Origin of the sequence: Streptomyces violaceusniger Tu 4113, assembly GCF_000147815.2 — a bacterium.
Taxonomy (GTDB): domain Bacteria; phylum Actinomycetota; class Actinomycetes; order Streptomycetales; family Streptomycetaceae; genus Streptomyces; species Streptomyces violaceusniger_A.
Genome location: NC_015957.1, coordinates 3,372,963 through 3,386,492, shown reverse-complemented (window position 1 = coordinate 3,386,492; position 13,530 = coordinate 3,372,963). Strand labels below are relative to the sequence as shown.

Sequence of the window (13,530 nt, the reverse complement as noted above, 5' to 3'; positions counted from 1 at the left end):
GGTGTCAGGGGGCGGGGAACAGCGAGCGATAGAAGGGCGTCTCGCGGAAACCGTCCCCGTGGTGCGTGGAGCTCCAGCTCAGGGGCACCGCCGGGCCACTGGCCCGGTGAAGCCGGCCGACGAGCGCGTAGTCGGGGTGTACGCCGTCGTCGCTCATCGTCGTGGTGAACTCGAACTCGAACCGGTCGCCCGGCCGCACCGGCAGGCCCTCCTCCGACAGCGGTGCGTAGACCGGGGTCCAACTGCTCGGCTGGACCAGTGAGTCGATCGGTTCGTCGTCCTCGGCCACCCACAGACGCATGCCGAGCGCGAGCCCGGAGAAGCGGCCCTCCCGGGTGAACGTCAGCTCGGCGCCGTCGACGCCCTCCGGCCGCAGCTTGCCGTTGAACTCCAGCGGCTCCACTTCGGCGGCCCCGGACATGTACGACCGCTCCCGCACCTTCGGGTCGTCCTGCACCCCCTCGATGACCACCCGCAGGTCGAAGGGGCGGCCCACCGAGGCGAACACCTCCTCCACGTAACGGAGGACGAAGGTTGGAAAGGCGGGCGGTTCGCCGAGCGTCGCGCTCTCCAGGTCCAGGGCGACGGCGGCGGTGGCGCCGCGGTGCGGGATGAGCACCCCACCGGGCTTCACCAGGCGCTCCCGCGCGTCCCGCAGGACGGACCCCGCCCCTTCCGAGCCGGCGAGCGTGCCGATGATCTCGGAGACGCACATATCGACGGGCTCGGGCAGCTCGATCTCGGTGGACAGCCCCTCCACCACCGTGATCCGGTCGGCGAAACCGGCCTTCTTGATGTTCTCCCGGGCGATCCGCGCGGACTCCGGGATGACCTCCACGGCCCATACGTGTCGCGCTCCGGCGCGGGCGGCGGCCAGCGCCCACACCGCGTCCTGCCCCGTGCCGATGTCGAGCACCGTCCGGCCGGGTGCGTAGCGCCGGACGGCGTCGTGGTACGCGCCCATCCGACGCTCGTCCTTGATCATCGCGTCGTAGGCGACCTCGTCGTACACCGGATACTCGCCGATCGAAGCGAACAGCCACACCGGACTCGACTCCAATTCGCACGCCCGCACCGGCACCTTGCACCCCGGTGCGGCTAACTCTGCGAGGAAGGAACGCGGCATCTTCAGACCTTTCCCTGGAGTGACTTTTCACGACCAGCATGCCAGGCATAGAAACGTGGAATTCCCTAGCAATCGAACGCAACTCAGGTGAATAAAGTCCGAATATAGCCCGGTTAAAGCAATGTAAAAGCCGGAGGGGCGAGGCGATCGACTCTCGATATCACCGGCGCCCGGCCACGGCGTCGGCCACACCCGCGATCGCGCGCCAACAACGGCCGTCGAGGGGGCTTGCGCCGCTATGAGGCGGTCTCATCGAACAGACGTACCCCCTCTAATTGACATGTTCGCGCCCAGGCAAAGGTTGCTCGCGAAGGTAAAGTCGGCTTGATTTCGCGGATGGAGCCCGGATCCCGGCACTGGACCGTCCGAAAGTAATCGGAACTCATATGCAAACTGGTTATCCGTAGTAATTGGCGAGACAGGCACTCATGCCCGCTGCGCCGCCAACGGAGTATCGCGGACGGCGTACGGAATTTGAAAGTTGAACGGACTCCGCCGGAGCGGGGCCGTCAATCGTTGAAATAGTGACCTTCCTTGATGTCCGCGATCAGCGCGGGACGCGTCGGCCGCCACCCCAGGCGTTCCCGCGTCCCCGCGCTCGACGTCGGGCTGTCGAGCGACACCAGGGGGCCGAGAAAACCGAAGTGGTCGACCGCGTCCTCGGGCGCGACGCCGGTCACCGGCACCCTCAGCCGACGGCCGATGGCCTCGGCGATCTCCCGGAACGTCACCCCCTCATCGCCGACCGCGTGCAGGCGCGAGCCGGCCGGGGCGGCCTCCACCGCCAGCCGGTACAGGTGCGCCGCGTCCAGCCGGTGCACCGCGGGCCACCGGTTCGATCCGTCGCCGACATAGGCGGACACGCCCTTCGCACGGGCGATGCCGATGAGAGTCGGCGTGAAACCCTTCAGGTCTCCCTCGCCGTGCACCAGCGGCGCCAGCCGTAGCGCGGCCGAGCGCACACCGCGCTCCCCCATCGCGATCACGGCGTGCTCGGTCGGCACCCGCAGGGCCCACGCCCCCAGCCTCGCCACATCGGGGACATCCGCCTCCGTGCCCAGGCGCCCCAACGTCAGGCCCAAGGTCCCCGAGGTCACCACGAAGGGCTTGCCGGAGCCTTCGAGCGCTGCCCCGATCGCCTCGACGGCGCTCCGTTCGACCCGGGCGCGAGCGGCCGGATCCGTGGTCTCCGTAATGTGCTGGTTGGCCGCGTAGATGACCCCGTCCGTCACCGTGGCGCCGGCCCGCAAGCTGTCGAGGTCTTCCAGTTCGCCGCGGCGCACATCCGCGCCGACCAACGACAACGCCGCGGCGGCCGAGTCCGAGCGGGCGAGGCCGACGACCTGATGGCCTGCTCCGAGGAGCTCGCGGACCACCGCGGATCCGATGTACCCGGTGGCACCGGTGACGAAAATGCGCACGATGACAGTCCTCTTGTGACGTCGAGTCAGCCCGGCCGCCGAGCGGGGCGGGCTTGTGCCTGAACGCTAGGAACGGCGGGCACTCCGCGTCCAAGTCCTGTTCCGCACCACGTGATACGGGATCGCTATCACCCGTATCCTGATGGCGTGCCCGACGATCCCCCCTCCTCGGCCGACCTCGACCTGCGCCTGGTGCGGTACTTCACGGTCGTCGCCGAGCACCGCAACTTCCACCGCGCGGCCGACGCCCTGCACCTCGCCCAGCCGTCGCTGAGCCGGCAGATCCAGCGTCTGGAGGAACGCATGGGCGTCCGCCTGCTCCATCGCACCAAACAGGGCAGCCATCTCACCGAGGCGGGCCGGATCTTCCTGCCTCAGGCGCAGGCACTCCTGGACTCCGCCCGGCACGCCGTGGCGACGACCCGCGCCGCCGTCGGCCCCGAGGAATTCACCATCGGGTACACGGGCAGCCTCATCGTGACCACCGCGGCCCGCGCACTGCGCGACCGGCGTCCCGACGCCGAGGTGCACACCCTGCATCTGGACTTCGGCCAGGTACAAGCGGCCCTCCTGGACCACCGGGTCGACGTGGTCCTCGCCCGAGAGCCTTTCCCGACCGGCCAGTTGCGCGTAGCGGTCCTCTACGAGGAGCCCCGGGTGCTGGTGGTGCCCGCCTTCCACCGTCTCGCCGGCCGCACATCGGTCACCCTGGACGACTTCGCGGACGAGGCCCTGGTCCGGTACCCCGACGCGGCGTATGACGCGTTCTGGCGTCTGGACCCACGCCCGGACGGACGCCCGGCACCCGATGGCCCGCTCGTCGTGTCCGCGGTGGACAAACTCGAACTCATCGCCGGTGGCCGGGCCCTCGCCCTCGCGCCGTCCGGCAGCGGGCACCACCCCCTTCGACACGACCTCACGACCATTCCCGTCGCAGGAATCGCACCGTGCCGCGTCGTGGTCGCGAGCAGGGCCGAGGACCGTGGACCGCTCGTGGCGGACTTCCTCGGCATTGCCGTGCGTCAGCTCGCCAGGCCACGTCAGCACCGCCGTACGGCTGTTCCGCCCGCAACGGATCAGGCGCCGTTCACCTGACCGCCCCTGCGTGGTCACGGACCTTGACCACAGTGCGGTCCGGGGTCACCGGTTCTTCACACGATGCGCGGGAGTGTCAATGGACGCAGCGGGGCGCAACCAGTTGGGCAGACGGACGCTGTTGCGGGCCACCGCCGTGATCCCGGCCGCGGGCACAGCGGCCATCGCATCGGGTACGACACCCGGTTACGCGGCCACCGCGAAGGCCGACGGCCACCGGTACGACTCCGAGTCGCCGCGGTTCAGCCTCGCGGTGCTGCCGGATACGCAGTACCTCTTCGACGCCGACAGCTCCGACCCGGAGCCGCTCCGGGCGACCTTCCGGTACCTGGTGTCCCAGCGCGAGGACGCCAACATCGCCTTCATGGCGCACCTGGGTGATGTCACGGAACACGGCTCGCGGGAGGAAATCACGCTGGCCGCCACGGTGTTCGGGACCCTCCACGGCAAGGTCCCCTACAGCGTCCTGGCCGGCAACCACGACATCGACTCCAGCACCGACGACCAGCGCGGCGACAGCGCCTATCTCGACGCCTTCGGTCCGCGGCGGTTCTCCGCCATGCCCACCTTCGGCGGCGCCTCGCCCGACGGCTACAACAGCTACCACGTCCTGCCCGCGGGCGGGCGCGAGTGGCTGGTCCTCGCGCTCGACTGGCGGATCTCCGACTCCGGGCTGCGATGGGCGCAGAAGGTACTCGACGCCCACCCCACCCTGCCCGCCGTCCTCACCACCCACGACCTGGCCTGGGCCGATGACGGGGGCAGCGCACAGCTCTCGGACAACGGCCGGCGGCTGTGGGACGGGCTCGTCCGCGGCAACGACCAGATCTTCCTCGCCCTGGGCGGACACTACTGGCCCCCCGGGCGCACCGTCCTGACCAACGACGCGGGCCACGACGTCCACATCCACATCACCAACTACCAGGACCGGTACTACGGCGGCGCCGGAATGATCCGCCTCTACGCCTTCGACCTGGCCCGCGATGTGATCGACGTGGAGACGTTCTCGCCCTGGTTCCTCAGCCGCGACCCGGAGAAGAGAACACCTCTGGAGGCGGAGACCATCGAACTGACCGGCCCCGTCGACCGGTTCAGCCTGAGCATCGACTTCGAACGCCGCTTCTCCTCCTTCGCCCCGGTCGTACCGCGCAAGCCGCGCCCCGCCTCCGCCGTCATGCCGCGCGGCACCCTCGCGTACTGGCGCTTCGACGCCTCGGGAACCGCCGCTCGCGCGGGCGCGGACGGACCGGTCGGCACGGATACGGTGCTCCGCGACCTGTCCGGCCACGGCAACGACCTCCGGGTGACGCGCCTGCACGAGAGCGAGCCCGAGATCCTGACGTGGTCCGGCGAGCACCACGGTGACCAGCCGGCCCATGCCAGCCTGCGCTTCGACGGCGGCAAGGCCCCCGACCGCGGCGCGGTCCTGACCACCTCCGCCACGGCGCCGTTGAACTCCGAGAAGTTCACCGCTGGTTACACCATCGAGACGTTTATCAAGCTCCCGGACCCCTTCGAGGATGACCACGCCTGGATGGGCATCCTCAGCTGGGAGGGGCGCAACGGCGACGCCGGAAAGACCACCGGCTGGTCGCCCGACGAGCCGACGTGCAGCCTCAATGTGACCCCCGAGCGCTTCCTGCAGTTCGTGGTCTACCCGCAGGTGCAGGACGCCGATCCGACCTCCTGGAGCCACGCCCTGCCGGTGGGCCGGTGGACCCACGTCGCCGTCGTCAACGACGGCCATCACACCGTGGTGTACGTCGACGGCTCGAAGATCGCCCGCAACCCCGGCCAGCCGTCGACGGGGATCGCCACCCTCGGCAAGCCCTTCGTGATCGGTGGCACCCAGTTCGAGGAGAAGTTCGGCCAGGGCTTCTACGGCTGGATCGGCGACACCCGCATCGTCAAACGAGCCCTGCGGCCACAGGACTTCATGACCGCCCCCGCCTAGTGTCTTCTGGATCGGAGGGGGGCAGGCGGGCCCCGCCGTCGCCACCGTCTTGCTCACGGGCTCCGGGACGGACAACCGGGGCCGTCACATCTGCGGGAAGCCGCGGGTCAACGTTGCGACTGGTCCTCGGAGAGGTCCCGTGCAGGATCCATGAGTCTGTCGCGGAGTTCGTCGGCGGCCGGGTGGCCGATCTCCTCGGCGATCTCAAGAGCCTGTCGCCAGACCAGCCGAGCCGCTTCATGATCGCCCGCGGCGAGACGGGTGTCGCCCAGATGATTCAGTATCTCCGTCTCGTTGAACCGGTCGCCGACCCCTCGGACGAGGTCGAGGGCCCGCTCGTAGCAGCCGGTGGCATCCGCGTACCGAGCGAGGTGGTGATGTGCGTAGCCGAGGCTGTCCCACGCCCCCGCCTCCGCGTGCCGGTCGTCGATCTCCCTGTTGAGGGCCACCGCCTGTGCGCAGTAATCGAGCGTCCGCTCGTACTGACCGAGCATGGCGTGCAGCCACCCGGCGTTGTTCAGCGCCATGGCCTGTCCGCCCCGGTGGCCGGCCCGCCGGTACAGCCTCAGCGCCCGTTCGTTGTGGTCGAGTGCCTCCCGGGGCCGGCCTTGCCGGTCGCACACCCAGCCCAGGCCCCGGTACGTGTGCGCCTGGCTGACCCGGTCGCCCAGTCGGTCGTAGAGATCCAGGGCCTGGTGGAAGTGGGTGTGGCCCTCGTCGAGGCGGCCCATCTGGGTGTAGGCCATGCCGAGGCTGCGATGTGCGCCGGCCTGCCAGGACCGCTCACCCAGCCGCCGCGCCGCCTCGAGCGCGGTACGTTGGCTGGCCGCCCAGTCGTGCCAGTGCCCCCGGTAGTCGAAGAATGTCTCGAGGGCCCTGGCCAACTGCCAGGCGTGCGCGTCGAGACCCAGGCCGGCCGCCAGATCAACGGTCGCGTACAGCACCCGGTGCTCAGCGGTGAACCAGTCCAGAGCCGCACCGTGGTCCGCCATCTCCTCCGGCACGACCCCCGGCTGGGCGGCGGCCAGGGGGATCTGGTCCCGGTGTGCGTCCAGCAGCCCTGCCGCGGTGTGGGCGGTATGGAGGTAGAAGTCAACGAGCCGGTGCAGTGCGGCGTCGCTGACGGGGACCGGTTGACCGTGGCCCTGTTCGGTGGCGTAGAGGCGGATGAGGTCATGCATGCGGTGGCGGCCGGGGGTGTGTTCCTGGATCAGGTGGGCGGACCGCAGTTTGCGCAGGAGGACGCGCACCCGTGCCACGGGCAGTCCAGTGAGGCTCGCGGTGGCGGGCACGCCGATGTCGGGGCCCGGCGCGAGGCCGATCAGCCGGAACGCCTGCGCGGTATCGGGTTGGAGTGCGTGGTAGGAGGAGGAGAACACGGCACGCAGGTCCGCGGCCATGTCGCCGGTGTCCAGGGCATCGAGTCGGGTGGCGGCTTCCTGGACTTCCTCGGCCAGGGCCGACAGCGGCAGCTCCGGGCTGGCCGCCGCGCGGGCGGCCAGGATGCTGATGGCCAGGGGCAGTCCCGCGCAGTACGTCAAGAGCGTGGCCACGGCCTCGGGTTCGGCGGCCGTCCTGCGATGGCCGAGATGGCGGATGAGTAAGTGGCGTGCCTCGGTGTCCGGGAGTACGTCGAGGTAGAGGGGCCGGGCTCCATGGCTGACAGTCAGGCCGGTCAACTGGCGGCGGCTGGTGATGAGCACGGTGCAGGTGGGGCTGCCAGGAAGCAGGGGCAGGAGCTGAGCGGTGTCGCAGGCGTTGTCGAGCACGATGAGCAGGCGCTTGTCCGACGTCAGGCTGCGGTACAGCCCGGTCTGCCCATCCAGCTCCGCGGGGATCTCCGCGGGATCGACGCCGAGGGCGTCGAGGAAACCGCGGACCGCCACCGCCGGTGCGAGGGGTTCGCCGGAGGGGTCGAAGCCACGCAGATTGATGTAGAGCTGCCCGTCGGGGAAGTGTTCCAGACGGTTGTGGGCCCAGTGAAGGACGAGCCAGCTCTTGCCGACGCCGCCGACGCCACCGATCGCGGACACCATCACCGTGCCACCGGGAGCGGCTTGGGAGTCCAGCAGGCGGTCCAGGTCGGCGAGCTCGGGGTTCCGTCCGACGAACACCGGTGGAGGTGCGGGTAGTTGCCGCGGTACGGGCACGGCGCGTCGGCTCGCACCGCCTGAGGAGAGAGTCGCTGGGGCGGTCAGCGCCGGGTCAGCGGTGAGAATCCGCTGATGTAGATCTTGCAGCGCCGGGCTCGGGTCGGTGCCCAGTTCCTCTGCCAGCCGACATCGGATTTCCTGGTAGTGGTGCAGGGCCTGGGCAGGGCGGCCGCTGCGATACAGGGCGACCATGAATTGCCCGGCCAGACGCTCGTCCAGCGGATGCGCCTCCGAGCGGGTGGGCAGCTCGGCCAGCAACCCGGTGTGGCGGCCCATGCGGAGCCGGATGTCGGTGTGGTCCAGCTCCGCGGCGGTTCGCTCCCGCTCCAGGGCCTCGCGAAGAGTGGTGAACCACGGGGTGTCCAGGGCGGTGAAGGCTCTCCCCCGCCACAGTCCCAGCGCTTGGGCGAACAGTGCCGAGGCACGCTCGTCCTCGTCGGCGGCGCGGGCCTGCCCGACCAGTCGACGGAAGCGGTGCAGATCCACTGCCGTCTCCTCGACCGAGAGGACGTAACCGCCGGATCGCCGACCGATGCTCACCTGCTCGGCGGCGGGAGCCAGCGCCTGGCGGAGACGGGAAATGTAGCTGTACAACGTCCCCTGAACGCGTCGCGGAGGGCGCTCTCCCCACACCCGGTCGACGAGCTGGTCAACCGCCACCACGTGATTCGCCTCGACCAGCAGCGCGACGAGTACGCACTGCTGCCGGGCATGCCCCAGGTTCATCTCTGTTCCGTCGACACGTACTTCGACACTGCCCAATAAGCCGAATGACACCATCGGTTCTTCCCCCCGTTGTCGCATCCCCTGCAACCTTCATAACCGCTGTGACCGGACTATTCAAGGTTCGTCCAAGGTCTGTCCACGGCCTTCCGAGCACATTGGTTTCCGCGGCGGTCAAGGAGATCGACCACCGCATGGTGAATCAACGCGAAGGAGAGCATCCGTGAACACGGAAAAGCTGGAGTACGAGCCGCCCGTGCTGGCCGAGGTCGGCGACTTCGCCGAGCTGACCCGGGTCACCTGCTGCGGCAGGTGGATCGACAACATCTGGGTCTCCGCCTGGTTCGACTTCTAAACCCCTGGTCCGCGTGAGGGCCGGCCTCACGGCCCGGGTGACGGGCGCATTCCGCGTCCGTCACCCGGGCCCTTCCGGACCGGCTGCGGCCATCAACCCGAGGAGCTGATTCTTCATGGTCACAGAGCAATGGGAATACGAGCCGCCGATTCTGGTCGAGGTCGGCGACTTCGCCGTCCTCACCCGTTTGGGCTGCTGCGGCCGGTGGCTCGACAACATGTTCATCACGGGGTGGTTCGACATCTAAACCCCTGGCCTTGACCACGACCAGGCGAAATGGCGGACCCAGGAGTGGTCTTGGGTCCGCCCGACAGGGAGATCGACATGGAATTCCTGATCCTTCCGGATCACCCGGCGAGTGCGGGAATCACGGCGCTCCTGCCGGACTCGGCACACTCACAAATGATTCCGCATAGCTCCGGGCGCCCGTTGATCGTGGGCCGTTGGGCCGACCACGAGGTCGTGACCGCTTCCGTGGGGCGGAACTCCGCGGCGGTGCTGGGAACCACCACGCTGACCTCCGCCGCATTGGCCGAACGACTCCGCACCGTTCGCTCCGTCCACGATCTGGACACGCTGACCCGCTCGCTGCCGGGCTGCTTCCACCTGGTCGCGTCGATCGGCGGGCGAGTGCGAGCCCAAGGCACCGTCTCGACCGCGTGCCAGCTCTTCCACGGTCGCGTCGACGGCGTGACCGTGGCAGCCGACCGGCCGCAGACCATAGCGTCCTTGACCGGAGCCGGCGTCGACGAAGAGCTGATCGCGTTGCAGCTGCTCACGCCCTATGGACCGCCCTGGCCACTGAACATGACGAGCGTATGGCGGGGAGTGCGGACCCTGCTCCCGGGCCACTACGTCGACATCCGCGCTGACGGGACCGAGCGCACCACGCGGTACTGGACGCCGCCCGAGCCCGAACTCCCGCTGGAACCAGGTGTCGCCGCGCTGCGCGAGGCGCTGGAGACGGCCGTCGCGGCACGCACGTCACGGGGCGACACCATCAGCGCCGACCTCTCCGGCGGCAAGGACTCGACGAGCCTGTGCTTTCTCGCGGCCCGGCATGACACGCGGCTGGTGACCGTCCACGCCCAGTCCTCGGACCCCGCGAACGAGGACAGGGTCTGGGCCGCCCGGTGCGCGGACCGACTGCCCCACGCCCGGCACCTGGTGGTCCCCATGAAGGCCACGCCCGGGATCTACGCGGAAGTGGCGAACGGCGACACGGCCCAGCCCAGCGATACGCCACTGTCCTTCACCCGCCGACCGATGATGGAACACCTCGCGCGCCTTGTCGCCGACCACGGCTCCGCCATACATCTGCAGGGCATCGGCTCGGACGAGCTGTTCATCCCCAGTGCGCTGTCACTGCACGCACTCGCTCACAGTAGCCCGTTCAGCGCGATTCGTCCGGCTCGGGCGATGAAGTCGATGCGCCGCTGGTCGTGGGCGAGCACGCTACGTGTCCTCCTGTACAACCAGTCCTATCCGCGGTGGATGGCCTCGGCGGCCGAGGGCATCACCGCCGAACGCGCCTGGGGCACCGCCGTCGACTGGGAGATCGCACCGAAGATGCCGCCCTGGGCCACCCCGGATGCCATCGACGCGGTACGCCGCCGGATCCGCCAGGCCGCATCGCAGAACCCCGAACCGCTGGCGCCGCTGCCCGTACACCACGAGATGCTGCGATTGACCCAGGTCAACGGCACCGCCGTACGTACGAGCTCGCGGATCGGCGCCGAATTCGGCGTCTCCTTCCAGGCCCCCTTCATCGACGACCGGGTGCTCGAGGCGGCGATGTCCATCAGGCTGGCCGACCGTATGGCGCCCGGCCAGGTCAAACCGGTCCTCGCGGCGGCGATGCGCGGCATCGCACCCGATGACCTCCTCGCCCGGCAGAGCAAGGCCGACGCCAGTCCCGAGCTGTACATCGGGTTGCGCCGCCACCGGCGCCGTCTCACAGAACTGTTCGAGGACTCGCGGCTCGCACGGCTGGGGCTGGTGGACGTCAACGGCATCCGCACCGTCCTGAACAGCCTGCACATCGACACCAGGCCGCTCATGCCCTTCGAGTCGACGCTCGCCAACGAACTGTGGCTCCGCGCGCTGCCGCCCGATGTGAGGTCCGCCGGAACATCCACACCCCAACCCGCCCGAGGTGCATCGTGACCTACTCCCTCGCCCCCCATGTGACCAGCAGCGAAACGGACACCGGCATGGTGTTGCTCGACGAGCGCACCGGCCGGTACTGGCAGCTCAACGACACCGGCGCGCTGGTGCTCCGCTGCCTACTCGCGGGCGGCACCGTCGCGTCCGCCGCCTCGGCCCTGCGCGAACGCTTCTCCGGAGCGCCCGAAGCGGCGACGGCCGACGTCGAGAAACTGGTCGACGCCCTTCGAGCCGCGAAGATGGTGGCCTCATGAGCGTGCGAGCCCTGAGCCTTGAGACTCCCACCACTCCGCCGTGGCATCTGCGCCCGGCCGCGCTGACCGCGGTGGGGATCGCCCGGTTGCTCACCAACCTGCCGCCCCAGCGTCTGCGCAAGGTACTGGAATGCGCGCGGCGCGGATCCCGGCCCGCGGCAGAGACCCAGACCCTCCGAGCCCGCAACGCGGTGGTGGCGGTCAGCGTGCCCTGTGCCGGGCCCCGGTGCCTGCAACGTTCCATCGCCACCGCACTGCTGTGCCGGATGACCGGCACCTGGCCGGACTGGTGCACCGGCGTACGCACCCAGCCCTTCCAAGCCCACGCCTGGGTGGCGGTCGACGGCAAGCCCATCGGCGAGAACATCGACGAAATCCGTTACTTCCATGTCCTCATGACGGTACGGAGTCGGCCGTGAACGTCAACGGCGGCGCCGGTACGGCCGTTCTGGCCCGGGGACTCGGCAAGAGCTACGGCGCCGTTCCGGCCGTGCGCGACCTCGACCTCACGGTCTCCGCCGGCGAGATCTTCGGCTTCCTCGGACCCAACGGCGCGGGCAAGAGCACCTCCATCGGAATGCTGAGCACGCTTCTGCGCCCCACCACGGGCCGGGCCGAAGTAGCAGGCCACGACATCCGTCACGAGCCCGATGAGGTGCGCCGCCGCATCGGGCTCGTCTTCCAGGAGACGACCCTCGACGTGGACCTGACCGCCGGGCAGAACTTGCGTTTCCACGCGGATCTCTACGGCCTCCCGCGACGCGAGGGGCGCGATCGAGCCCTCACCATGCTGGATCTGATGGGCCTGGCCGAGCGCCACTCCGATCCGGTCCGCACCTTCTCCGGCGGTATGCGCCGAAGGCTGGAGATCGCCCGCGGACTGATACACACCCCGCACGTGCTGTTCCTGGACGAGCCCACGACGGGACTCGACCCGCAGACCAGAGCCGTGATCTGGGAACACCTCCACGCGTTGCGACAGGAGCAGGGCATCACCGTGTTCCTGACGACGCATCACCTCGAGGAGGCCGAGCACTGCGACCGGATCGCCATCATCGACGACGGGCACCTGGTGGCCGAGGGAACACCGTCCACCCTGAAGGCCGTTGTCGGGGCCGACCTGGTAGCGCTGCGCACCGGCGATGACGACACGGCCGCACGGACCATCCGTGAGCGCTTCGGAGTGGAGGCGACTCCCGGGCCCCGGGGGATCGGCCTGCGAGTGTCGGACGCGGCGGGCTTCGTGCCCCGGCTGTGCGCCGAACTCACGGTCCCGGTCCGCTCGGTGACCGTGACGCCACCCACCCTTGACGACGTCTTTCTGCACTACACCGGCCGCACCATCCGGGAAGTCGACGCCCGCGGCCGCGGAACGAAGGGATAGACCGTGGCCCCCACCGAAGCACCCTCCAAGACCACGCCGACGGCACTCCTGCCCACAGCCTCCTGGAGCGGCAACACCCACGTCCGGAACCTGCGCACGGTCCGGGTCATGTGGCAGCGCGAACTCATCCGGCTCTCCCGAAGCCCCGTCGGCCTCCTCATGAGCCTGCTCACCCCTCTGATGTTCTTGATGGTCCTGGGGACCGGACTGAACTCCGCCATGCGCACCGCGGGCAACGACGCCGACTTTCGCTCCTATTTCCTGCCCGGCATGCTCCTCATGGTCGTCCAGGCACCCGCGGTGAACACAGGAGTGTCGATCGTATGGGACCGCCAGGCCGGTTTCCTCCGCGAGATGCTTATCGCCCCGGTGCGCCGCGGCGCTCTGATCGCCGGTATCTGCCTGGGCGGCGCGACCGCCGCCACCGCATACGGCGCGCTGGTGCTCGGCATCGCCGGGGTACTCGGCATCACCTACGACCCGATTCTGCTCGCACCGGTGTTGATGGAATTGCTGGTGACCACACTCGCACTCACCGCACTGGGGGCACTGGCCGCCGTGAGCATCAAACGCATAGAAACCTTCCAGGCCGTGGTCGGAATCTCGATGATGCCTCTCCTCTTCTTGTCCGGAGCGCTCTTCCCCGTCAGCGGGCTCCCCGGGTGGCTGAACGGCGCGGTGTTGGCGAACCCCCTGACCTATGCGGTCGACGCGATGCGCCGCACGCTGTCCGACGCCGGCACCGGCGGCGGGCCGCACTGGTGGGGCTGGCAGCCACCCGTTGCGGTGGAGATGGCGTTGGTCGGCGCACTGGCGCTGGTTGCCCTGGCCACCGCGGCACGGCGCTTCTCCAGGATCGACTAAGACTTGTCCCGTATGTGTGTACGGGGGCGGCCGGT

12 protein-coding genes are annotated in these 13,530 nt (G+C 69.3%); 9 read left to right on the top strand and 3 right to left on the bottom strand.

Translation table 11 applies throughout. The features are described 5' to 3' along the window. Positions 1–4: 4 nt before the first annotated feature. Together STRVI_RS14555 and STRVI_RS14550 are read right to left on the bottom strand one after the other, a co-directional pair. Positions 5–1,126 carry a 50S ribosomal protein L11 methyltransferase gene (locus STRVI_RS14555; protein ID WP_014056415.1) on the bottom strand — a complete coding sequence of 374 codons (1,122 nt, stop codon included), beginning with the start codon at positions 1,124–1,126 and terminating at the stop codon, positions 5–7. A gap of 509 nt (positions 1,127–1,635) precedes the next feature. Beyond that, on the bottom strand, positions 1,636–2,547 hold the full coding sequence (locus STRVI_RS14550) for an SDR family oxidoreductase (RefSeq protein WP_014056414.1): 912 nt from the start codon (positions 2,545–2,547) through the stop codon (positions 1,636–1,638). Positions 2,548–2,694: 147 nt separating this feature from the next. On the opposite strand from STRVI_RS14550, the gene STRVI_RS14545 reads away from it, so the two are divergent. Together STRVI_RS14545 and STRVI_RS14540 are read left to right on the top strand one after the other, a co-directional pair. Continuing rightward, positions 2,695–3,642: a LysR family transcriptional regulator gene (locus STRVI_RS14545; RefSeq protein WP_014056413.1), complete on the top strand. Its 948-nt coding sequence runs from the start codon at positions 2,695–2,697 to the stop codon at positions 3,640–3,642. A gap of 79 nt (positions 3,643–3,721) precedes the next feature. Then, positions 3,722–5,596: a LamG-like jellyroll fold domain-containing protein gene (locus tag STRVI_RS14540; RefSeq protein WP_014056412.1), complete on the top strand. Its 1,875-nt coding sequence runs from the start codon at positions 3,722–3,724 to the stop codon at positions 5,594–5,596. Positions 5,597–5,703: 107 nt separating this feature from the next. On the opposite strand, the gene STRVI_RS14535 is transcribed toward STRVI_RS14540, so the two are convergent. Continuing rightward, positions 5,704–8,475, bottom strand: coding sequence for an AfsR/SARP family transcriptional regulator (locus STRVI_RS14535; RefSeq protein ID WP_014056411.1), 2,772 nt, complete (start codon positions 8,473–8,475; stop codon positions 5,704–5,706). Between the two features lie 220 nt (positions 8,476–8,695). On the opposite strand from STRVI_RS14535, the gene STRVI_RS50620 reads away from it, so the two are divergent. The 7 genes from STRVI_RS50620 (at position 8,696) to STRVI_RS14510 (ending at position 13,495) form a co-directional block, all read left to right on the top strand. After that, a complete protein-coding gene (locus tag STRVI_RS50620; protein WP_014056410.1) occupies positions 8,696–8,827 on the top strand; it encodes a lasso RiPP family leader peptide-containing protein in 132 nt (43 codons plus the stop codon). A 115-nt stretch (positions 8,828–8,942) separates the two neighbouring features. Further along, entirely contained in the window at positions 8,943–9,074 is a 132-nt protein-coding gene (locus tag STRVI_RS50615) for a lasso RiPP family leader peptide-containing protein (RefSeq protein ID WP_014056409.1), read from the top strand. Positions 9,075–9,289: 215 nt separating this feature from the next. Continuing rightward, the gene (locus STRVI_RS14530) at positions 9,290–10,993 is read left to right on the top strand and encodes an asparagine synthase-related protein (RefSeq protein ID WP_208949137.1); all 1,704 of its coding nucleotides are present in this window, start codon (positions 9,290–9,292) and stop codon (positions 10,991–10,993) included. Continuing rightward, complete coding sequence (locus STRVI_RS14525) at positions 10,990–11,247, top strand: lasso peptide biosynthesis PqqD family chaperone (RefSeq protein WP_014056407.1); 258 nt, start codon at positions 10,990–10,992, stop codon at positions 11,245–11,247. The genes STRVI_RS14530 and STRVI_RS14525 overlap by 4 nt, the downstream gene beginning before the upstream one ends. Continuing rightward, complete coding sequence (locus STRVI_RS14520) at positions 11,244–11,666, top strand: lasso peptide biosynthesis B2 protein (RefSeq protein ID WP_014056406.1); 423 nt, start codon at positions 11,244–11,246, stop codon at positions 11,664–11,666. The genes STRVI_RS14525 and STRVI_RS14520 overlap by 4 nt, the downstream gene beginning before the upstream one ends. Continuing rightward, complete coding sequence (locus tag STRVI_RS14515) at positions 11,663–12,631, top strand: daunorubicin resistance protein DrrA family ABC transporter ATP-binding protein (RefSeq protein WP_014056405.1); 969 nt, start codon at positions 11,663–11,665, stop codon at positions 12,629–12,631. Before STRVI_RS14520 ends, STRVI_RS14515 begins: the two co-directional genes overlap by 4 nt. A gap of 3 nt (positions 12,632–12,634) precedes the next feature. After that, complete coding sequence (locus STRVI_RS14510) at positions 12,635–13,495, top strand: ABC transporter permease (RefSeq protein ID WP_014056404.1); 861 nt, start codon at positions 12,635–12,637, stop codon at positions 13,493–13,495. The last annotated feature ends 35 nt before the right edge of the window (positions 13,496–13,530 follow it).